Source organism: Mycobacterium sp. P4_H6 (genome assembly GCF_056400845.1).
On sequence record NZ_JBFUKN010000010.1, the window covers coordinates 18,745 to 40,095 of the forward strand.

Here is a 21,351-nt window from a genome sequence, read left to right on the forward strand (position 1 = left end):
GCCAGATCGAAGGTGTGCCGCGCCGCGGCGCCCACCGCGTCGTCGAGCTGATCGGCCGGCCACCGGCCGGCATCGACGGTGTCCCAGCCGATGTCGGCGTCCTCGGCGGGGATGACGACCTGCTGGGCCGTTCCCTGCGGTGCCACGAACCGGGTGCGCAGCGATTCGTGACGGGCCACCACATCGTTGAGTGCCAGCCGCAGCGCGTCGGCGTCCAGGTGCCCGCGCAGCCGCAGGGCCACCGCGAGGTTGTAGATCGGTGACGGTCCCTGTAGTTGGTCGAAGAACCACAACCTGTTCTGCGCGAAGGACAACGGGATGACATCAGGGCGGTCGGCGGCCACCAGGGGTTCCAGCCGCCCGGCGTCGCCGCCGATGCGCGGCGCCAGCTCCGCGACGGTCGGCGCCTCGAAGATGGTGCGCACCGACAGGTCGGCGTCCAGGCTGGTGTTGATGGCGCCGATGAGGCGCATCGCCGACAGCGAATCGCCACCGTGGTCGAAGAACGAGTCGTCGACACCGACCCGCTGCAGGCCCAGCACCTGGGCGTAGATGTCGGTGAGGATCTCCTCGACCGCACCCGAGGGGGCCCGGTATCCGTCGCCGTCGCCGTATTCGGGCGCCGGCAGAGCTTTTCGGTCGAGTTTGCCCGAGGAGGTCAGGGGCATCTCGTCGAGCACCAGGATGTGCGGCGGCACCATGTAGTCGGGCAGCCAGGCGCTCAGCCGTCGGCGGACCGCGCTGATCTTGGTGGCGCTGTGCGGTTCGTTGGCGTGCACCGCGTGCGGTGTCGGCAGGTACACGTCGGTGAGCGCGGGTGCCGCGGTGCCGGTGGGGGCGACAAAGACGGCGTCCATGGTGCCCGGTGCCGCGCCCCAGGTGACGGCGACGTGGTAGCCGGTATCTTCACCGAGGCGGTACAGCGCTTCGGGTGTGAAGCCGGCCGTCTGCGCGGGCTCGGCGGTGACCTGTCCGTCCGCCAGTGACTGTTCGAGCAGGACATCGGAGATCACCCCGGTGCGCGGGATACCGCTGACCCGAACGGCATCGGGGCAGTGCTCCGCCAGCCGTGCGTGCAGCTCGGCGAGACTGGCACATCCCGCGACCCATCCGTGGGTGGGGACGCCGGCCAGGGAGCGCACCGGGCCGGGCCCCTTGTGGATGGTGACGTCGTAGCGGTAGCGGCTCAGTTCGTTGTCGGCGGTGCCACGCTTGACCTGAATGTCGACGCCCGCGGCCGCCGCATGATTGTCGGCCCAGCTGGTGAAGAACTCCGGGGCCAGCAACAGCTCCGGCTCACCCAGTACTGCATGCTGCACGCGCTGGCGGATGACGGCGGCATCCAGACCCGCCGAGGCGTGCCGGGCCAGCGCGATCCCGGTCTGGAAAGCGTTCTGCAGACTGTGGTTCCGGACGTCACCGACGAACAGGGTGCCGCCGGGAGCGAGCAGCTCCATGGCGTTGTCGATGACCTCGGTGAGATAGCCCGCGTTCGGGAAGTACTGGATGACGGAGTTCACCACGATGGTGTCGAAGTGCCCGCGCGGCAGCCCGTCGGTGACATGGGCGGGCCGCGCGAGCAACTGCACCCGGTCACGCCAGGCAATCTCGTTGTCCTGCAGAGATTGTGCGATCGCATCGACGACGACGGCGGAGATGTCGGTCGCGACGTACTGGTCGCAGTGCCCGGCGACCTGGGACAGCAGCAGACCCGACCCCACACCGATCTCCAGTACCCGCCGCGGCTGCAGCGCCAGGATGCGGTCGACAGTGCCGGCCCGCCACTCCCGCATCTCGGCGAGCGGGATCTCCGCTCCGGTGTAGCTGCTGTTCCAGCCCCGGAAGTCCTCGCCGAACCCGGGCGCCTCGATGTCGGCGGCGTAGAGCTCGTCGTAGATGCTCTGCCATTCCTCCACGATCTCGGTGTCGTGCCCGGTGTCGCGGTTGGTGTCGGTGGCGTGCTCGAAGGTGATGTAGGCGACCAACTGCGAGCCCGCGGTGCCGTCATGCACGGTGGCGGCGGCCTGGCTCACCTGCGGGCAGGCCAGCAGCGCGCTCTCGATCTCCCCGAGTTCGATGCGCTGTCCGCGAAGTTTGATCTGGGTGTCGACCCGCCCCTGATAGTCCAGGGTGCCGTCACTGTTCCAGCGGGCCAGATCACCGGTGCGGTAGAGCCGTTCGCCCGCAGCGCCGTGGGGATCGGCGACGAACCGCTCCGCCGTCAGCCGCGCCCGCCCCACATACCCGTGCGCGAGCGCCGGCCCGGCCAGATACAGTTCGCCCACCACACCGGCGGACACCGCACGCAGCTGGGCATCGAGCACCAGTGTCCGCATACCGGGGATCGGGGATCCGATGTTGACGGGCCGGTCGGGCGACAGCGGGGTGCCGGTGGCCCAGATGGTGGCCTCGCTGGGGCCGTAGGCGTTGAACATCCGCCGGCCCGGTGACCAGGCCTGCACCAGTTCGTCGGGGCAGGCTTCACCGCCGGTGATCAATGTGGTCAGGTGCGGCAGGCGGGCCCGGTCCAGGGAGGCCGCCACCGTCGGGGTCAGCAGGGTTGCGCTGACCTGCTGCCGGTGCGCCAGCTCGGTCAGCGCTTCCCCGGCGTACACGTCCTTGGGCGCGACCACCAGGGCGGCACCGGCACCGGTGGCCATCAGGATCTCGAACAGCGACGCATCGAAGGTGGGGGCGGCGACCAGCAGCACCCGGGATTGTGCGGCGAGCCCGTACATATCCCGTTGGGCGGCAGCGAATCCGAGCAGGCCGGCATGGCTGACCGCCACACCCTTGGGTTCACCGGTGGAACCCGAGGTGAAGATGACGTAGGCGGTGCCGTCGGTGTCCAGCGGCGCCAGTCGGTCGTCGTCGGTGATCTCGTCGACGCGCTGCCCGGACAGGTCCAATTCGTCGATGCGCAGCACCGGGCGCGCCCCGGAGCCGGCGACGGTGTCGGTGCCACACGTCAGCACGCAGACGGCGTCCACCGAATCCAGCACGGTGACAATGCGTTCCACCGGGTGGGCGCGGTCGATGGGCACGTAGGTGCCGCCGGCCTTGAGCACGGCCCACCAGGCCGCGACGAGCTCGGCGGTCCGGTCGACCGCCACCCCGACGGCGCGCTCCGGTCCGACACCGGCCCCGATCAGGGTGCGCGTCAGCCGGGTCGACCATTCGTCCAATTCGCGGTAGGTCAGGTTGCGTTCACCGTCGATGACCGCGGGCGCGTCCGGGTCGGCGGCGACCGCCGCGGCGAGCAGCTGTGTCGCGAGGCCGACAGGCGCCTCGGCGCCCGCGCCGGACCACTGGGCCAGCCGTCGCTGCTCGGCCTCATCAAGGGTGTTGATGGACAACACCTTCCGGGTCGGATCGGCGGCCATCTCTGCCAGCAGCCTGCGCATCCGCCCGATCAGCGTCTCGATGCCCTGCGCGGTGAAGACTTCGGTGTCGTATTCGACGTGCAGGTTGAGCTCGGTGCCCGGGATCGCTTCGACGGTCAGCGGGTAGTGGTTGAACTCGCGGTTGGTGAACCCCTCGATCGCCAGGTCATCGGCGCCCAGCGGCGCCCCGGTGTCGACCGGGTAGTTCTCGTAGACGAACAGGCTGTCGAACAGCTGCTCGTGTCCGGTGGCGCGGTGGATCTCACTGAGCGCCAGGTGCTGATGGGACAGGGTGTCGTTGTGCGCGGTATGCAACTGCTCGAGCAGATCCGCGGTGCTGGTGCTCGCGGTGATGTTGGCGCGCACGGGCACGGTGTTGATCAGCAGGCCCACCATCGACTCGGCATCGGCCATCTCGATCTGGCCGAGCCGGGATCGGGCGGTGCCGAAGGCGACATCGTGCCTGCCGGTCAGCGATGTCAGCAGCACGCCCCAGGCGCCCTGCAGCACGGTGCTGACGGTGGTGCGGCAGGACCGGGCCAGTTCGCCGAGAGCCTGTGTGGTCGCGGCGGGTACCTGGAAGGACGCAAAACCGCGCTGCCCGAGGCCCAGTCGGTCCTGGCGCCGGTCCGGTGAGCCCAGCAGCGTGGGGGTGTCGAACCCGGCGAGCGCCTGCTGCCAGGCCGCGCGGGCGGCGTCGAGGTCCCGGTCGGCCAGCCAGGTGAGGAAGCCCCGGTAGGACGCCGCGGCGGGCAGGCGCTGCCCGGCGTAGCCGGCGAAGATCTCGCGCAGCAGGATGGGCATCGACCAACCGTCGAGCAGGATGTGATGGTTGGTGAGGATGAACCGGTGCCGTTTCTCACCGATGCGGATCAGCACGGCACGGAAGGCCGCCTGGTTCGCGAGATCACCGACGGCGACACGTTCCTCCGCGCACAGCCGCTCGATGGTGTCCTCGCCGGCCAGGCCGGTGAGATCGAGGAACTTCCAGGCGATCTCCGGATCCTCGAGCAGGATCTGCACCGGCTCGTCATAGCCCTGGATGAATTGCGCCGCGAGGTGCGGATGCCGGGCGACCACGGCGCGGACCGCGTCGCGCATCCGGTCCGGGTCGAGCGTGCCGGTCAAGGTGAAATCGAGTTGCACCGAGTACATCTCGGCCGACATCTCGGAGTGCGCGCTGCCCGTGTGGAACAGCAGTCCCTGCTGCAGCGGTGTCAACGGCAGGATGTCGGCGATCCGGTACCGGCCCTGCAGCTCATCGATCTGCGGTTGGCTCAGCTTCGCGGGAGCGATGTCGGACGGGGTGAGCCCTCCCCCGCCGCTGCGCACATGCGCGCAGATGCCGGCCAGCGCCTCGAACCACAGGCCGCTCAACCGGGTGATCTGCTCCTGGTCGAGCACCGAGGGGGCCCAGGTCCAGTCGGCCAGCAGTTGGGGCCCGTCCGCGGTCTCCAAGGTGGCGGCGTTGAGTTCGACGGTGTGCACCAGCGGCATCGGCACCGCGGCGGCCGCGCCGGTGAGCGACAGCGCCTCCGGGCCGATGCGCCACACATCGTCGCCGCCGTGGACGGCCGAGTTACCAAGGCGGCCCAGATAGTTGAACCCGATCGACGGATCGGGCCCGTCGAGGTCGATCTCGTCGTTGAGGTAACGCAGCAGGCCGTAGGTCAACGGGTGCGGGAGGGCGCGCAGTTGTTCCTTGGCGTTCTTGATGACTGCGCCGAGCGGTGACGCACCGGCGCACACCTGGGACCAGGGCAGCCCGTCGGCGGACAGGGCCACCGGGTACTTGGTGGTGAACCAGCCGACGGTCCGGGACAGGTCGACGTCCTCGCCGAGTTCTTCGTGCCGGCCGTGACCTTCGACGTCGATGCCGACGGGGGCGCCGGTTCCCAGGAACTCCGAGATCGCCAGCGCGAATCCGATCAGCAGGATGTCCTGCACGCCGGCATGAAACGCGGCGGGCGCGGCGCCGAGCAGGATGCGGGTGTTCTCCGCATCCAGCGTCGCCGACAGCCGTCCGGCGCTGGTGAAGGTGTCGGTCTCGGGTTGCGCGGCGGGCAGCGCGGACGGAACCGCGAGTTGCCGCCAGGTGTCGGCGGCCTCGATGACCGCGGGCTGCTGGGCATGCTCGGCGAGCACCGTGGCCCACCGCTGAAATGACGTGCCATCGGCCACCAGCTCGACGGGCTGCCCGGCGAGCCGCTGGGCCCACGCGATATTGAGGTCTTCCACCAGGATTCGCCAGGAGACGCCATCGACGGCCAGGTGGTGGACGATCAGCACCAGCTGGCTGCTCGTGGGTATCCACAGCGCGCTGAGCATGGCACCGGCGGCCGGATTCAGGTGGGCGCGCGCAGCCCGGACCGCCTCGTCGGTGAGCGCGTCCACGGTGTGCAGGCAGCTTTGCGCATCCGCCGCGCCGGGCTCGGGGATCGCCAAGGTGCCGTCGGCGCCGACGCGCAGCCGCAGCGTGGCGTGCCGGTCGAGCAAGGCCTGCAGCAGGTCCCGCGCATCGTCGGCGGTGGCACCGGACGGGGCCTGCACCACCATGGTCTGGTTGAACTCGTCGGCCCAGTCGCCGGCGCCGCCGAGGTCTGCCAGCCACCGGATGATCGGCGTCGCGGGCACCGGGCCGATGCCCTCGTCGACCGGGCCGGCGTCATCACGGCCCGCGACCACACGGGCCAGCCGCGCCACGGTTTCCTCGACGAAAATGTCGCGCGGCCGACAGGTCAGCCCGGCGGCCCGGGCCTTCGCGGCAACCTGCATGGACATGATGCTGTCGCCGCCCAATTCGAAGAACGAATCGTCGACACCGACCCCGTCCAAACCGAGTACCTCGGCATAGATTCCGGCGAGCAGTTCCTCGGTCGCGGTCTCGGGTGCCCGGTGCAGCCCGCCCGTGTACCCCGGTGCGGGCAGGGCCCGGACGTCCAGCTTGCCGCTGGAGGTCAACGGCAGTTCCGCCAGCACGACCACCGCGGTCGGCACCAGGTAGCCGGGCAGCCGGGCGGCCAGCGTCGCGCGGGCCTGCGCCGGGTCCACGGTGCCGGTGACGTAACCGACGAGTCGTTTGTCGCCGGGGCGGTCCTCCCTGGCGATCACCACCGCCTGCTCGACCCCGTCGACCTCCGCCAAAGCCGTTCGGACCTCGCCGAGTTCGATCCGGTAGCCGCGAATCTTCACCTGGTCATCGGCGCGCCCGACGTAACGCAGCTGACCGTCGGCGCCCCAGTACACGAGGTCGCCGGTCCGGTACATGCGTTGCCCGGCACCCGCGAACGGGCAGGCCACGAACCGCGATCCGGTGAGCTCGGAGCGACCCAGATACCCCATACCCACACCGGCGCCCGCGACGTACAGTTCGCCGACCACACCGGGTGCCACCGGCTGCAACCAACCATCGAGCACGAACACTGCTGATCCGGCCACCGTGGAGCCGATCGGGGCCGCACCGCCGCCGGCAATCAGCGGCGCGCTCACGGCCACGTAGATCGTCGTCTCGGTCGGCCCGTAGGCGTTGATCATCACCCGGCCCGGCGCCCACCGGTCGACCACGTCGGCGGGGCACGCCTCGCCACCCATGACCAGGGCCGTCGACTCCAGCCCCGCGTAGGGCAACATGCCGATGGCGGAGGGTGTTTGGGTGAGGACGTTGACACGCTGGTGGACGAGGTAACGGTTCAACTCGTCGGGTTCGCCGACGACCGATTCGGGCACCACGACCAGCCGGCCGCCGCGCAGCAGCGCGGAGAAGATCTCCCAGACCGAGAAGTCGAAGGAGTAGGAATGCCAGTGCGACCAGGCCTGTTCGGATGGGAGGCCGCCATCCTGGGAGGCGATCAACTGGGTCAGGTTGCGGTGCGTGATGGCCACACCCTTGGGGGTTCCGGTCGTGCCGGAGGTGTAGATGACGTAGGCGATGTCGTCGGGTGCGACCACGGACGTGACCGGCCCCGCTTTGGCGCTGGTTTCGCCGATATCGATGATCTGGCCGTCGAATTCGCCGAGCAGGCCGGCAAGGGCCGCGGTGGTGATGGCGGCCGATGGTGCGGCGTCGGTCAGCATGAATGCGATACGCGCCGCGGGCAGCGACGGGTCGATCGGTAGGTAGGCGGCACCGGCCTTGAGGATCGCCATGATTGCCGTGACCGCTTCGGCCGTCCGCGGCAGCAGCATGGCCACCCGCTGTCCCGGTCCGACGCCGCTGCCGAACAGTCGGTGCGCCAGCTGATCCGACGCCTCGTCGAGTTCAGCGTAGGTCAGCGAGGACTGTACGGCGCTGACGGCGACAGCCTCGGGGCGGTCGGCGACCTGGGCGGCGAACATCGCCGGGATCGAGGTCGTGTCGGCACCGGCCCCGTCGAGAGCCGACCAGTTACCCAGCGCGGCCAGCGCCGCGCGATCGGGTTCGGCCAGCGGGTCGACCGACGACAGTGGGCGCCCCGGGTTCGCGGCCATGCTCGCCAGGACGCGTTCCAGGTGCTCCACGAAATCGGCGACGGGAGTCGTCGAGAACGGTTGGGCGGCGCCGAATGTGCTGAGCAGTAGTTCGTCGCCGGCCCCGGTGAACATGAATCCGGAACCGCGCCCGAGACTGGATGTCAGGGATGCCGTCGCGGTCGCTCCACCGAAGGGCACGGTGAACGCGGACGGTAGGAAATCGAGCACCGGGCGGTCGGCGACCTCTCCCGGAGCGCGTTTGTTGATTTCGCGTTCCAGGGCCTCCACCGGAAATCTCTGGTGTTGCAGGGCTTCCTGAATGCGCGTGTCGACATGCGCGCAGAATTCGGACACCGGCGTGGTCGGAGATACCTGAAGCACCAGCGGAACCACCCCGGCCACCATGCCGGGCAGAGTTTTCGATTCGGGTTCGACGCGACGACTGACCGGGAAATCGAAGACGACCTCATCCCCGTCGGCACACCAACCGCGCAGCATCAGTGCGCAGGCGGCGGTGATCACCGATGACCGTGCCATATGCCACTTCTGGCTCAGTTTCTCGACGCCGGCCAGAATTCCCGGGTCCAGCGGGATTCGTTCCAATGTCTGACCGTGATCGCCGTCATTCGCACTGTGCGAAGGGCCGTGATCAAAACCGCTGCCGTTCGGCAGGTGGCCTTGCCAATATTGCTGATCGTCGGTGTAGGAATCCGAACTCTCATAATTGCTTTCGCATTCAAGGAGTTCGTTCAGGGAACCGAAGACCGTGGGAGTAATGGGAGCGCCCGAGACGGCGGCGGAATATATCGAAGCCATCCGCTGACAGACCAGCACCATGCCCACTCCGTCGATGACGATGTGGTGGCAGCAGACGAATAGATAATTCTTTGTCGCGCCGGCCCGGAATAACACGAATTTGAACAGCTTGTCATCGAGCGGCATGGGGGTGCGTTGTATCGCCACGGCCATCCCGAGCGCTTCCTGCGCGGGATTGTCGGATTTGCGCACATCGATGACCGTCAGTTCGGCTGGGGCGTCGTCGATGCGTTGCTGAAACACCTCGCCGTCGGCTTCGAAGAAGCCGACCCGAAGCGGTTCGGACTCCTCGACCGCCCGGCGGATCGCCCACTTCAGGGCCCTGCGATCGAGCATCCCGTCGATCTCGACGAAGAGACCGAGCTGCCACTCAGCGGCGGACTGCCCCGTCTCCTGCGCCAGCCAGATGTCCAGCTGTGCGCGCGTGATCGGTAACGCTGATTCCCCGAGTTCCATCCCCACCCTCGAATCGCGACGTTCTGGTCATCAGCCTGGTTGTTTGGCGGCCAACCGGTCGCGCAGACTCTTCGGCCGGATGTCGGTCCATTCCCGTTCGATGTACTCCAGACACGCCGCTCGATCGTCCTCGCCGAACACCACTCGCCACCCGTCCGGGACGTCAGCGAATGTCGGCCACAGGCTGTGTTGCTCCTCGTCGTTGACCAACACGACGAAGCGACCCTTCTCGTCATCGAACGGGTTCGTGCTCACACTGCCCTCCAAAGGAATTGACGGATATAACAATTCGCCGGCATTGATCTTGTGGCCGCCACGGCGCCGGCAATCGCCGCGTCGGCCGAATAATTCCCTGGACCCGCCATCGCGTACCGGATCGGCAGCACACTGCCACTTTTCGGGAGCTGGTTCACGTTGCCAGACCTGGCCGTAGCGGAGCGGCTCCTCGGAGATTCCATGAGGAGTGGGGCAGTCAGACCCGCATTGGTCAAAGCAACAACTACTTTCTCCGTCACACAGAGCAACAAACACCGGGCGGTCGCCGGAGCGGATTCCGCTGCCGTGAAATTCGGTTCCACTGTCGCTGTGGCAACCATCCCGATTCGAGCCTACACAATCTCACATTGCCGTCGAATGCAGTCAATGCACAAACCGCACGCCGCAAGATCGTCGCGAACTGGAATTTACCTGTGCGAAAATTACTGTGCCGCAGCAGAATGCGTGCACGCTCAGAGAAGAGCGCAATCCCTCTGCCGACGGTGTTTACGATTCGTTCGAATAAAACGCCGCAGGGGCCTATCCTGACCCCCATGCGCCCAGCAAAGACGCACCAACCTCGACGACCAGGCACCACGCGACCGCTGGCCGGCGTCTCGGCGATCCTCCTCGGAGCGTGCGCCCTCGCACTGGGCACGCCGACGGCGGCGGCGGAGGTGCTGCCGGACCAGGTTGCGCTCGCCACCCTCGACGAGATCGTGCGCGGCGACTACCCGGCCGCCGCAGCCGACTTCAATCCGACAATGCAGTCACTGTTGCCCACACAGGCGTTGCAGCAGTCGTGGGATCTGTATCAGCAGGTGTTCGGCGCCTACCAGTCGCACGGCGTACCCGAGAACATCCAGCGCGGCGACGTGACGGTGGTCAACGTGCCGCTTCAGATGACACGTCGGCCCGGCCAATTCCGACTGTCGGTGCAGCCGGACGGGACGGTGGCGAGTTTGACGTTCCTCAAGGAAGGCGTTCCGGTCCCCTAGATCGGCCCGAGCGTGGGCCCTATGTACGTAACTCGGGCCCGATCGGTACACAGGACCCACGGTCGACTCCATGGCGGCCGGTTTTCGGCTCTTGCACCTCGACAGAACAAAAAGTAAAGTCACTTTCAGTTTTGCTTACAGATCTGCCGAGGAGCGCCATGGAATCCTTCGTTCACCTGCGAAAAGGCAAGACGCCGAGACGCGTGCACGCCGATCTCGACGGCCTCAAGGACGACGAGTTGGGTCGCGGCGGCTTCGTCGGCCGGACCGCGAACATGTACCGGCGCAACGACCCCACCGCCTACCGCACCGTCGGCCCGCTGCGCCCCACCGACGTGCTGTCCTCAGAACTGAAACCCAGCGATGCCACCGATGCGCACGGCGGCCCGCTGCTGATGTTCTCCAACGACGACTGCCTGGTGCTGCTGTCGCGGCGGACCGAGGAGATGCCGTTCTTCGTCCGCTACGTCGACGGCGACCTGCTGATTTTTGTGCACAAGGGCGCCGGGCTGCTGGAGACCGAGTTCGGCCCGGTGCGTTACCGGGAAGGCGACTGGGTCTACATCCCGAAGGCGTGCACGTTCCGTCAGGTGCCCGACTCGGAAAGCACCTGGCTGATGATCCAGGCCACCGATGACTTCCGGGTCCCGCCGGCGGGCATCCTGGGCCGGCACTTCCCGTTCGACCCCGCGCAGGTGACCATCCCGGAACCGGCACCCAGCGAATCCGGCGTTGGCCCGCAAAAAGACGGAGAGTACGAGGTGCGCCTCATTCATGAAGGTGGGCCCACTTCGCTCTTCTATCAACATAATCCGCTCGATGTCGAGGGCTGGCGCGGGGACAACTTCCCGTTCACCTTCAACATCGAGGACTACACGGTCATCACCTCCGAGAGCGTGCACCTTCCGCCGACGGTGCACCTGTTCATGCAGGCCACCGGCGTCTACGTGATGAACTTCCTGCCCAAGCCCGCCGAAAGCGTCCCGGGCACCGAGCGCACCCCGTGGTATCACCGCAACGTCGACTACGACGAGATCGCCTTCTTCCACTCCGGTTCGCTCTATGGCATCCCGATGCCACCCGGACTGGTTTCGCATGCGCCGCAAGGGGTTCACCACGGCGCGCCGGAGAAGGCCCGGGAGCGGGCCCGCCGCAAGTTCGATGACTATGACCGGGTGGACTGGTCGGTGATCGCCATCGACACTCGTCGCCGGCTCATCCCGTCCGCCGAAATCCTCGCCAACGATCTGGGGCAACACTAGAAATGACTGCTGTCGAGACTCCCGTGAAGTTCGAGTACGAGCGCATCCCGTATCTCGTCGCCTACCAGAACACCTCCACCGTCCGCGACGTGTACGGCGGCGTCGCCGAACTCGTGGTGCTGGAGAGCTATCTGCTCAAGCCGAAAGAGAAGCCGAGCGACACCGTCCTGGTGTTCATGCACCCGATCGGCGGGGGCGCCTACCTGCCGATGATCAACGCGCTGGCCCGGGCCGGCCATCACGTCATCTACTGCAACAGTCGGTTCCGCGGCACCGACTCCGCACTGCTCATGGAGAAGGTCGTCGAGGACCTCGGCGAGTGCATCAAGGACGCCAAGAACCGCCTGGGTTACTCCCAGGTGGTGCTGGCCGGCTGGAGCGGCGGCGGGTCGCTGTCGGTCTTCTACCAGCAGCAGGCCCAGCACCCGACGGTGACCTCAAGCCCGTCCGGCGACGGCCCCGACCTCACCACGCTCGGTCTCATCCCGGCCGACGGCATCATGCTGCTGGCCGCCCACATCAGCCGCCACGGCACCATGACCGAGTGGATGGACGCCTCCATCCTCGACGAGAACGACCCGTCCAAGCGGGATCCCGAGCTCGATCTGTACAACCCGGACAACCCGAATCAGCCGCCGTACACACCGGAATTCCTGGACCGCTACCACCAGGCGCAGATCGCCCGGAACCGGCGAATCACCGCGTGGGTCAAGGAAAAGCTCGCCGAGATAAGAGCCAGTGGACGCCCCGGCGCGGATGTTGAAGAGTACGCGTTCGTGGTGCACGGCACCATGGCCGATCCGCGCTGGCTGGATCCGACGGTCGACCCGAACGAACGCACCCCGGGCACCTGCTATCTGGGCGATCCTCAGGTGGTGAACAATTCTCCCGTCGGGCTGGCCCGGTTCTGCACCCTGCGCAGCTGGCTGTCGCAGTGGAGCTACGACGACGCCAACGGCGACGCCGTGAAGGCCGGCCCCGATATCGCGGTGCCCGCGCTGGTGATCGGCAACCTCGCCGACGACGCCTGCACACCGAGTCACACCCGCCGGCTGTTCGAGGCGATCGGGCACCCCGACAAGGAGATGCACGAGATCACCGGCGCCAACCACTACTACTCGGGACCCGACCAGCGCGGCACCCTGCGCCAGGCCGTCGGAGTGTGCACGGACTGGCTGCACCGGCACGGATTCTCGCTATGACGGCTCCCACCGGCGGGCTGGGGGCACCTCCCGCTTGCGGGGGAGAGCGGAGCGACCCGGGGATTGTGACCGGCGGGCAGGAGCGGAGCGACCCGGGGATTGTGACCGGCGCGCTGGACGGCGTCCGGGTCCTCGAACTGGGCACCCTGATCTCGGGCCCGTTCGCCGGGAGGCTGCTCGGCGACATGGGCGCCGAGGTCATCAAGATCGAGCTGCCCGGGACGCCGGATCCGCTGCGCACCTGGGGGCAGGCCGAACTCGACGGGCACCATTTCTTCTGGACGGTGCACGCCCGCAACAAGAAAGCCGCCACGCTCGATCTGCGCACCGACCGCGGCCGCGAGCTGTTCCTGGAACTGGTGGACCGCTCCGACATCATCGTGGAGAACTTCCGGCCCGGCACCCTGGAGAAATGGAACCTGGGCTACGACGTGCTGCGGGCCCGCAACAAGGGCATCATCCTGGTGCGGGTGTCCGGGTACGGCCAGACCGGACCGGATGCCGGTAAGGCCGGTTACGCCTCGGTCGCCGAGGCCGCCAGCGGGTTGCGCCACATGAACGGATTCCCCGGCGGCCCGCCACCGCGGCTGGCCTTGTCGCTGGGTGACAGCCTGGCCGGGATGTTCGCCGCGCAGGGCGCGCTGGCTGCGCTCTACCGCCGCAGCGTCACCGGCGAGGGCCAGATCGTGGACACCGCGTTGACCGAAAGCTGCTTGGCCATCCAGGAATCCACCATCCCCGACTACGACGTCGGCGGCGTGGTCCGTGGGCCGTCGGGTACCCGGCTGGAGGGCATCGCCCCGTCGAACATCTATCAGAGCGCCAATGGCAGCTGGGTGGTGATCGCGGCCAACCAGGACACGGTGTTCCGCCGGCTGTGCGCCGCGATGGGTAAGCCCGAACTGGCCACCGATGACCGGTTCGTCAACCACGTGGCCCGCGGCCGCAACCAGGACGAGATCGACAAGATCATCGGGGACTGGGCGGCCGAACGTGAACCGGCCGACATCATCGCCACGCTGTCGGAGGCCGGCGTGATCAGCGGCCCGATCAACACCGTGGCCGAGGTGGTCAACGACCCGCAGCTACAGGCCCGCGGGATGATCGCCGATCACTGGGATGAACGCATCGAACGTAATGTCAAGGGACCGGGCGTGATCCCGGTGCTCTCGGTGACGCCGGGCAGCGTGCGCAACGGCGGTTCCGCGCGGCCCGGGCAGCACAATGACGAGGTGTACTCGGACCTGCTCGGTCTGAGCGCCGAGGAACTGACGACGCTGCGAGAGCAGGGGGTTTTGTGAGTTTCCCGACGAAGGTTGATATCCGCGAGGTATGCCTGCGCGACGGTCTGCAGATCGAGGCGCCCATCCCGCTGGCCGCCAAGATCGGAATCCTGGAGGCCATCGTGGCCACCGGGGTGCGCGAGGTGGAGGCCACCGCCTTCGTCTCGCCGTCGAAGGTGCCCGCCCTGGCCGATGCCGCCGAACTCGCCGCCGAGCTGTACCGCTTCCCCGACGTGGAGTTCTCGGCGCTGGTGGCCAGCCCCAACGGAGCCAAGCGGGCCATCGCGGCCGGCCTGAACTCGATCGAGTACGTGGTGTCGGCATCCGACGCGCACAGCCGGGCCAACGTCGGCCGCGGGACGACGGAGGCCACGGCGGCCATCGCCGACGTGACCCGAATCGCCCACGACCACGGCGCAGGCGTCGAGGTCATCATCGCCACCGCCTGGGACTGCCCGTTCGACGGCCCGACCGATCCACACCGGGTGATCGAGATCGCCTCGGCGGCAGCCGAACTCGGTGTCGACCGGATTGCCATCGCCGACACCATCGGGACCACCACTCCGCGCCGGGTCACCACCTTGATCGAGCAGGTCCGCCCGGTGATCGGCGAGCTGCCGCTGGGCGCACACTTCCACAACACCCGCGGCGCGGGACTGGCCAGCGCGTACGCGGCGGTGCAATCCGGGGTCACCCGGCTGGATGCCTCCGTCGGCGGTTTGGGTGGCTGCCCGTTCGCCCCGGGCGCCAGCGGCAACATCGCCACCGAGGATCTGGTGTACCTGTTGCGCGACAGTGGTATCGAGGTGGACGTCGACCTCGACGCGGCCATCGCCGCGGCCCGGGTCGCCCAGGATGCCGTCGGGCACGAGTTGCCCAGCGCGCTGCTGCGCGCCGGTGATCGCATCCTGGCCTGATATGACGCCCGCCGCATCGCTGACCGCCAAGGGCCGCCAGACCCGGGAAGCCATCGAGCTGGCCGCCCGGAAATTGTTCGCCGAACGCGGCTTTCACGGCACCACCCTGGCCGATATCACCTCGGCGGCCGGGAAGTCCTCGGCGGTGTTCTACCGGTACTTCGATGACAAGGAAGATCTGCTGGCCTCACTGGCCGAATCGTTCCTGCACGATATCGTCGAGCCGTCCGGAACCCGGGTACCGCTGCCGGAGTCGCCGCAGGACAGCGAGTACTTCACCACGGTGGTGACCGGGTACTGGAACCTGTTCCGGCAGAACATCGGCATCATGATCGCCGTCGCCCAGCTCGGGGCCACCCAGCCGCGTTTCGCGCAGGTGCAGCACGAGTTCCGGCGTTTCGGTATGGACATGGTTGCGGGGTCGGTACGGCGGGCCCGCGAGCAGGGCTACGCGCAGGACCTCGACCCGGAACACATCGCCGCCGCGATCGCGTTGCTGTTCGAGAACTTCACCGTCGTCGTGGTGGGCAACCCCGGCTCCGAGCTGCAGATCAGCGATGCCGACGCCATCAAGACGCTGTCGACGATCTGGAAGAAAACGCTGTACGGCCGCTGAGCCAGACCCAAGCCGATCAACAAACAGGAGATCACCGTGGATTTCGCTTTACCCGAGCATCTTCCAGGCCTGCTGGCCGAGATGGACGCCTTCATCGAGGCCGAGATCAAGCCGCTGGAACGCGAGAACATGCAGTACTTCGACCGGCGCCGCGAGTTCGCCCGGACCGACCTGGACAACGGCGGCGTCCCGACCCGCGCCTGGGAGGACCTGCTCGACGAGATGCGGCGGCGCGCGGATGCCGCCGGGTGGCTGCGCTACGGGTTGCCCGAGGAGTTCGGCGGTCGCGGCGGAACGAACCTGGACATGGCCGTCATCCGGGAGCACTTGGCGCACAAGGGACTCGGACTGCACAACGATCTGCAGGACGAGTCCTCGATCGTCGGGAACTTCCCCCAGGTCATCATGATGAGCCGGTTCGGCACCGAGGCCCAGAAGAAGGACTGGGTGGAGGCGATGCTCACCGGTGAGCGGTCGATGGCGTTCGGGCTCACCGAACCAAATCACGGCAGCGACGCCACCTGGATGGAGACCACCGCCGTGCGCGACGGTGACGACTGGGTGATCAACGGCGCCAAGCGCTGGAACACCGGTGTGCACCGGGCCACCCACGACCTGGTGTTCGCCCGCACCTCGGGCCAGGACGGCGCCGCGGTGGGGATCACCGCGTTCCTGGTGCCCACCGATACCCCGGGTTTCACCGTGCCGTACTACTGGTGGACCTTCAACATGCCCAGCGACCACGGGGAGGTGGAGCTCAAGGATGTCCGGGTGCCCGCCGACGCGGTGCTCGGCGAGGTCGACCACGGCCTGGAGGTCGGCCAGACCTTCCTGCACGAGAACAGGATTCGGCAGGCGGCCAGCAGCCTGGGGGCGGCGCAGTACTGCATAGACCGGGCCGCCCAGTATGCCGGGGACCGGATCGTGTTCGGCAAGCCGCTGTCGGTGAACCAGGCCGTGCAGTGGCCGCTGGCCGAGTTGCAGACCGAGGCCCAGATGGTTCGACTGCTGGTGTACTACGCCGCCTGGCATCTGGATCGCGATCACCACATGGAGGTCTCGGACAAGGTGTCGATGGCCAACTACCGGGCCAACCGGCTGGTGTGCGAGGCCGCGGACCGGGCAATGCAGATCCACGGCGGTGTCGGCTACAGCCGTCATGAACCGTTCGAGCACATCTACCGGCACCACCGCCGGTACCGGATCACCGAGGGCGCCGAGGAGATTCAGATCCGCCGGGTCGCGCAGCGCATGCTGAAGTTCGGCCGCAAGTGACCGATCCCGCGGCGCTCGCCGCTGTCTTGGCTCCCGCGCTGGGCGAGGTCACGGTGACCGATCTGCGGGTGCTCACCGGCGGGGCCAGCCGCGCCACCTGGGCCTTCGATGCGCAGACGGCATCCGGCGCGCGTGCGCTGATCCTGCGTACCGGTCCACCGCATGACGTGCACGCCAGCATGGAGTTGGAGGCCGCCGCCCTGCGCCGCGCCGCCACCACCGGGGCCCCGGTGCCGGAGATCATTGCCGCCGACAATTCGCCTGCCGCGCTGGGCAATCCGTACCTGATCTGCGATTTCATCGGTGGTGAGACCATCGTCCGCAAGATCCAGCGCACCCTCGACGACACGTCTCGGGCGCGCCTGCTGCGTCAATGCGCGCAGGCGCTGGCCGCGATCCATCGGGCCGACCCCGAGGGCATCGGGCTACCGGCCTCCGACCCGCTGCAGGAATGGCGTCACCAGCTCGACGAGATGGGCGACACCACAGCCACATTCGAGTGGGCCTTTCGGTGGCTGGAATTGCATCGCCCGCAGGCGACCCCGCCGGTGCTGGTGCACGGAGACTTCCGGATGGGAAACCTGATCGTCGACGATGACGGGCTGGCGGCGGTGCTGGACTGGGAACTGACCCATATCGGCGAGGCCCTTGATGACCTGGCCTGGTTCTGCATCCGCGCCTGGCGTTTCGGCGCGCCCGGACCGCTCGGCGCGGGCGGACTCGGCAGCATCGAGGATTTCGTGGCCGCCTACGAGGAGGCGGGCGGGTCCGCGGTGGATCGCACCGCCCTGCGCTGGTGGCTGGTCGCGGCCACCCTGCGCTGGGGGGTCATCTGCCGCTACCAGTACGAGCGGCACCGCTCCGGGCTGGCTCGCTCGGTCGAGTTGGCCGCCATCGGGCGACGGGTGTGCGAGACGGAGTACGACCTGCTCAACCTCTTGGAGACCACGTGAGCGACCTGCACTACAAGCCGACCGCCGCCGAACTCGTCGCCGCCGTCGCGGAGTTCCTGGAGGGCGAAGTCCGCGACGAGACATCGGGGGCGGTGAATTTTCACGCCCGCGTCGCCGCGAACGTGTTACGCATCGTGGAACGCGAACTGCTCGACGACACCGTCGACGAGCCCCTGGCCGCGCTGTCCTCGCTCGGTTTCGACGACGAATCCGCGCTGGCGGCCGCCATCCGGGCCGGGGACTTCGACGGGCGCGGCGATGCGGTGTTGCCGACGTTGCGTGCGCTGGTGGCGCACCGGCTCCGCGTCGCGCACCCCGGCTACGAGGAGCTGTGAGTCAGCCGCACGCGTGCTCAGATCCGGCGTACCCGCGCCAGCCAGGCCGGCTCGTCGACCACCGTGCCGGCCGGCAACCCGAGCAGGTCGGCGTGCGCCTCCCCCACCACCCCCCGGTAGGTCGTCGTCTCCAGCGCCTCCAGGTCCCAGCCCTCGGCGAACGCCGACCGGATCGCCTGTTCGCTGACCTGCGGACCGAAGCCGCGGCCCGCGTCGGACAGGGCCAGCAGGTGCAGGTATCCCCCGGGTCGGGTCCCGCGGCGCAGGCTCTCGACGTACCGCGTCCGGTCGGCGTCGTCGAAGATGTGGAACAGCGCGCTGTCCAGAATGGTCTCGTACGGCGTAGCAGCGTCAAGATCGAAAGCGTCGCCGACCTCGAAGTGCGCGTCCACCCCGCGGGCGGCCGCGTTCGCGCGGGCCTGCTGCACCGCGTGCGGCGCGAAGTCGACGCCGAGCACCTGATAGCCGAGCCGGGTCAACAGGATGCTGTGCTCCCCCAGGCCGCATCCGATGTCGAGGATCGGACTACGCAGCACACCCGTTCTCTCCAGCGCGACCACCGTAGGTTGCGGTTCACCGATCACCCAAGGCGCCGTGTGTGTTTCATAGGCGGTATCGAAACGTTCTTTCATGTCCATCAGTGTCCGACCTGAACTCTGGTTGAGGTCAACCCCCGTCCTGGGCGAGCGAAGCGACGGGAAACTATGAAGGAGAAGCAATGACCCTCGACGTGGCGAACCGGTTGTTCGACGCCATCGAACGCGGCGACTACGCCGATATCGAAGCCCTGTGGGCCGATGACGTCGCGGTGTGGCACAGCGGCGACCCGGCCGACAACGACCGCGTCCTGGCCCTGAAGGTGATCCGCTGGTTCCTGCGGATCACCGCGACACGCCGGTACGAGATCCTCGATCGACAGTTCTTCGACGGCGGGTTCGTCCAGCAGCATGTGCTGCACGCCGACGCCACCCATGGTGCTTCCATCCAATTGCGGGTATGCATCGTGATCAAGGTCGGAGCCGACGGCCGCATCACCCGGATCGATGAGTACTTCGACCCGGCCGATATGGCTCCGCTGCTGACGAACTGAGGAGACACCATGGACCCGCTGGACTGGATCGGTACCTGGCGGCTGGATCCCACCCGCACCGAGCTGGCCTTCCACAGCCCCACCTTCTGGGGTTTTGCGCACGTCAAAGGCGTGTTCACCGATATCGAAGGTTCGGCCGAGGCGGTGGCGGACAGCAATGTCACGGGCCGTCTGGCCATCACCGCGGCCTCGGTGAACACCGGTATCAGCCGCCGCGACAAGCACCTGCGGTCCGCGGACTTCTTCGATGTCGAGCGGTTTCCGCTCATCGAGGTGAACGTGGAATCCGCGGAGGTCACCGGGGCTTCCTGGGTCACCCTGAGCATCGTGGTGCGGGTCAAGGGGCGCGAACAGGAACTCGACCTTCCCGTCCACGTCCGCGACGCCGCCGGCGGCGAGGTGCAACTGCAGACCACCACGACGCTCAATCGCCAGACTTTCGGGGTCGACGGCAACCTGCTCGGGATGATGGGCGACGCGGTCACCATCGAAGCCGCCGCGGTTTTCGTCAAGCAGTCGTAGCATCGGCCCTGTGGCCGACACCGACGCCCAGCTCCGGATCCTGGTCTACAGCTCCAACAACCGCACCCGCGATCAGGTGCGCTCGGCGCTCGGCCGGCGCATCCACCCCGATCTGCCCGAACTGAGCTATCTGGACGTCGCGACCGCTCCGGTCGTCGTCGAACAGGTCGCGGCGGGCGGGTTCGATCTGCTGATCCTCGACGGCGAAGCGGCCCCGGCCGGCGGGATGGGGCTGGCCAAACAGCTCAAGGACGAGATCGAGGTCTGCCCGCCGATCCTGGTGCTCACCGGCAGGCCCGACGATGCCTGGCTGGCATCCTGGTCGCGCGCCGAAGCAGCCGTCTCACATCCGATCGACCCGATCCGCCTGGGTGAGGCCGTCGCGCATCTGCTGCGCAACCCTGTGTGAATTTCCAGCACGAAATAGCCTGCGGCCGTTGGTTCTTCACCGCCCTCTCCGATGAGGGCGGGCAGCCGAGCTATTGGACTCGATACTAACGAAAATGCGCCGCCTCAACCGTTAACGCGACTAAGCTGTGTTCTAGCTCACATCGACAGTCCAACGAGAGAGCGGCACAAAGGTTGACACAGGCATGAACGTCTACACACCCATCCTGGTGCTCGGGGCGATCGCTGCCGTGTTCGCGATCGGCTCGGTGGGCATTGCCACCTTCATCGGACCGCGCCGCTACAACCGGGCGAAACTCGAAGCCTACGAATGCGGGATCGAACCGCTGCTGCCCGCCGAGGACGCCAAGCTCGCCACCGGCCAGCGCTTCCCGGTCAAGTACTACCTGACCGCAATGCTGTTCATCATCTTCGATATCGAGATCGTGTTCCTCTACCCGTGGGCGGTGTCCTTCGACTCGCTGGGCCTGTTCGCGGTGGTCGAGATGCTGCTGTTCATGCTGACCGTCTTCGTGGCCTACACCTACGTCTGGCGCCGAGGAGGCCTGTCATGGGACTAGAGGAACAACTGCCCGGCGGCATTCTGCTGTCCACCGTGGAGAAGGTCGCGGGCTATGTCCGGAAGGGCTCGCTGTGGCCCGCCACCTTCGGGCTGGCGTGCTGCGCCATCGAGATGATGGCGACGGCGGGTCCGCGCTTCGACATCTCCCGGTTCGGCATGGAACGGTTCTCCGCCACCCCGCGGCAGGCCGACCTGATGATCGTCGCCGGCCGGGTCAGCCAGAAGATGGCTCCGGTGCTGCGCCAGGTCTATGACCAGATGGCGGAACCGAAATGGGTACTGGCCATGGGGGTCTGCGCATCCTCGGGCGGCATGTTCAACAACTACGCGGTGGTGCAGGGGGTCGACCACGTGGTACCGGTGGACATCTATCTGCCCGGTTGCCCCCCGCGACCCGAGATGCTGCTGAACGCAATCCTGAAGCTGCACGCCAAGATTGCCGAGATGCCGCTCGGCGTCAACCGCGCCGAGGCGGTGGCCGCCGCCGAACAGGCCGCGCTGGCGTCGCCGACCACCCTCGAACTGACCGGATTGTTGCGTTCATGAGCGACGCTTGCGGAGCGAATCGA

The 21,351-nt window shown here is 67.6% G+C and carries 17 protein-coding genes (1 of these 17 only partly in view); 14 read left to right on the top strand and 3 right to left on the bottom strand.

Annotated elements, in window-relative coordinates; translation table 11 throughout:
- Positions 1-9,104: part of a non-ribosomal peptide synthase/polyketide synthase coding region (locus AC1DTF_RS06220; RefSeq protein ID WP_477473448.1), annotated on the bottom strand (this coding region is incomplete at its 3' end). Its footprint begins 18,744 nt before the window's first position; the window shows 9,104 of its 27,848 annotated nt.
- Between the two features lie 30 nt (positions 9,105-9,134).
- The gene (locus tag AC1DTF_RS06225) at positions 9,135-9,359 is read right to left on the bottom strand and encodes an MbtH family protein (RefSeq protein WP_057167573.1); all 225 of its coding nucleotides are present in this window, start codon (positions 9,357-9,359) and stop codon (positions 9,135-9,137) included.
- A gap of 554 nt (positions 9,360-9,913) precedes the next feature.
- Between AC1DTF_RS06225 and AC1DTF_RS06230 the strand changes: the two genes are divergently transcribed.
- The 9 genes from AC1DTF_RS06230 (at position 9,914) to AC1DTF_RS06270 (ending at position 18,200) form a co-directional block, all read left to right on the top strand.
- Entirely contained in the window at positions 9,914-10,357 is a 444-nt protein-coding gene (locus tag AC1DTF_RS06230; protein ID WP_477473449.1) for a DUF3887 domain-containing protein, read from the top strand.
- A 158-nt stretch (positions 10,358-10,515) separates the two neighbouring features.
- A complete protein-coding gene (locus tag AC1DTF_RS06235) occupies positions 10,516-11,619 on the top strand; it encodes a homogentisate 1,2-dioxygenase (RefSeq protein ID WP_057167575.1) in 1,104 nt (367 codons plus the stop codon).
- A 2-nt stretch (positions 11,620-11,621) separates the two neighbouring features.
- Positions 11,622-12,821: an alpha/beta hydrolase gene (locus tag AC1DTF_RS06240; protein WP_057167576.1), complete on the top strand. Its 1,200-nt coding sequence runs from the start codon at positions 11,622-11,624 to the stop codon at positions 12,819-12,821.
- Positions 12,822-12,919: 98 nt separating this feature from the next.
- Positions 12,920-14,122, top strand: a complete 1,203-nt coding sequence (locus AC1DTF_RS06245; protein WP_477473495.1) for a CaiB/BaiF CoA transferase family protein — start codon at positions 12,920-12,922, stop codon at positions 14,120-14,122.
- Positions 14,119-15,021 (top strand): hydroxymethylglutaryl-CoA lyase, encoded by a 903-nt coding sequence (locus tag AC1DTF_RS06250; RefSeq protein WP_477473450.1) that lies wholly within the window; start codon positions 14,119-14,121, stop codon positions 15,019-15,021. Before AC1DTF_RS06245 ends, AC1DTF_RS06250 begins: the two co-directional genes overlap by 4 nt.
- 1 nt (position 15,022) lies before the next feature.
- On the top strand, positions 15,023-15,637 hold the full coding sequence (locus AC1DTF_RS06255; RefSeq protein WP_057167578.1) for a TetR/AcrR family transcriptional regulator: 615 nt from the start codon (positions 15,023-15,025) through the stop codon (positions 15,635-15,637).
- Between the two features lie 36 nt (positions 15,638-15,673).
- Complete coding sequence (locus tag AC1DTF_RS06260; protein WP_057167579.1) at positions 15,674-16,912, top strand: acyl-CoA dehydrogenase family protein; 1,239 nt, start codon at positions 15,674-15,676, stop codon at positions 16,910-16,912.
- Positions 16,909-17,865: a phosphotransferase family protein gene (locus AC1DTF_RS06265; RefSeq protein WP_477473451.1), complete on the top strand. Its 957-nt coding sequence runs from the start codon at positions 16,909-16,911 to the stop codon at positions 17,863-17,865. The genes AC1DTF_RS06260 and AC1DTF_RS06265 overlap by 4 nt, the downstream gene beginning before the upstream one ends.
- Entirely contained in the window at positions 17,862-18,200 is a 339-nt protein-coding gene (locus AC1DTF_RS06270) for a DUF6285 domain-containing protein (RefSeq protein WP_477473452.1), read from the top strand. The genes AC1DTF_RS06265 and AC1DTF_RS06270 overlap by 4 nt, the downstream gene beginning before the upstream one ends.
- Before the next feature lie 17 nt (positions 18,201-18,217).
- Here the strand turns inward: AC1DTF_RS06270 and AC1DTF_RS06275 are convergent, their stop codons facing one another.
- The gene (locus tag AC1DTF_RS06275; protein ID WP_477473453.1) at positions 18,218-18,832 is read right to left on the bottom strand and encodes a class I SAM-dependent methyltransferase; all 615 of its coding nucleotides are present in this window, start codon (positions 18,830-18,832) and stop codon (positions 18,218-18,220) included.
- Between the two features lie 86 nt (positions 18,833-18,918).
- On the opposite strand from AC1DTF_RS06275, the gene AC1DTF_RS06280 reads away from it, so the two are divergent.
- The 5 genes from AC1DTF_RS06280 to AC1DTF_RS06300 all read left to right on the top strand — a co-directional run bounded on the left by AC1DTF_RS06280 (position 18,919) and on the right by AC1DTF_RS06300 (position 21,328).
- Positions 18,919-19,290, top strand: a complete 372-nt coding sequence (locus AC1DTF_RS06280; RefSeq protein WP_057167583.1) for a nuclear transport factor 2 family protein — start codon at positions 18,919-18,921, stop codon at positions 19,288-19,290.
- A 9-nt stretch (positions 19,291-19,299) separates the two neighbouring features.
- Positions 19,300-19,812 (top strand): YceI family protein, encoded by a 513-nt coding sequence (locus tag AC1DTF_RS06285; RefSeq protein WP_477473454.1) that lies wholly within the window; start codon positions 19,300-19,302, stop codon positions 19,810-19,812.
- Between the two features lie 10 nt (positions 19,813-19,822).
- Positions 19,823-20,221, top strand: a complete 399-nt coding sequence (locus AC1DTF_RS06290) for an Rv3143 family two-component system response regulator (protein ID WP_200962143.1) — start codon at positions 19,823-19,825, stop codon at positions 20,219-20,221.
- Between the two features lie 184 nt (positions 20,222-20,405).
- A complete protein-coding gene (locus AC1DTF_RS06295) occupies positions 20,406-20,780 on the top strand; it encodes an NADH-quinone oxidoreductase subunit A (protein ID WP_057167586.1) in 375 nt (124 codons plus the stop codon).
- Entirely contained in the window at positions 20,771-21,328 is a 558-nt protein-coding gene (locus tag AC1DTF_RS06300) for a NuoB/complex I 20 kDa subunit family protein (RefSeq protein WP_057167587.1), read from the top strand. Before AC1DTF_RS06295 ends, AC1DTF_RS06300 begins: the two co-directional genes overlap by 10 nt.
- Positions 21,329-21,351 lie beyond the last annotated feature (23 nt).

Coding starts and splice junctions, on each gene's coding strand:
- AC1DTF_RS06280 (WP_057167583.1), top strand. CDS start 18,919: ATGACCCTCGACGTGGCGAACCGGTTGTTCGACGCCATCGAACGCGGC.
- AC1DTF_RS06295 (WP_057167586.1), top strand. CDS start 20,406: ATGAACGTCTACACACCCATCCTGGTGCTCGGGGCGATCGCTGCCGTG.
- AC1DTF_RS06230 (WP_477473449.1), top strand. CDS start 9,914: ATGCGCCCAGCAAAGACGCACCAACCTCGACGACCAGGCACCACGCGA.
- AC1DTF_RS06275 (WP_477473453.1), bottom strand. CDS start 18,832: ATGAAAGAACGTTTCGATACCGCCTATGAAACACACACGGCGCCTTGG.
- AC1DTF_RS06255 (WP_057167578.1), top strand. CDS start 15,023: ATGACGCCCGCCGCATCGCTGACCGCCAAGGGCCGCCAGACCCGGGAA.
- AC1DTF_RS06235 (WP_057167575.1), top strand. CDS start 10,516: ATGGAATCCTTCGTTCACCTGCGAAAAGGCAAGACGCCGAGACGCGTG.
- AC1DTF_RS06240 (WP_057167576.1), top strand. CDS start 11,622: ATGACTGCTGTCGAGACTCCCGTGAAGTTCGAGTACGAGCGCATCCCG.
- AC1DTF_RS06300 (WP_057167587.1), top strand. CDS start 20,771: ATGGGACTAGAGGAACAACTGCCCGGCGGCATTCTGCTGTCCACCGTG.
- AC1DTF_RS06285 (WP_477473454.1), top strand. CDS start 19,300: ATGGACCCGCTGGACTGGATCGGTACCTGGCGGCTGGATCCCACCCGC.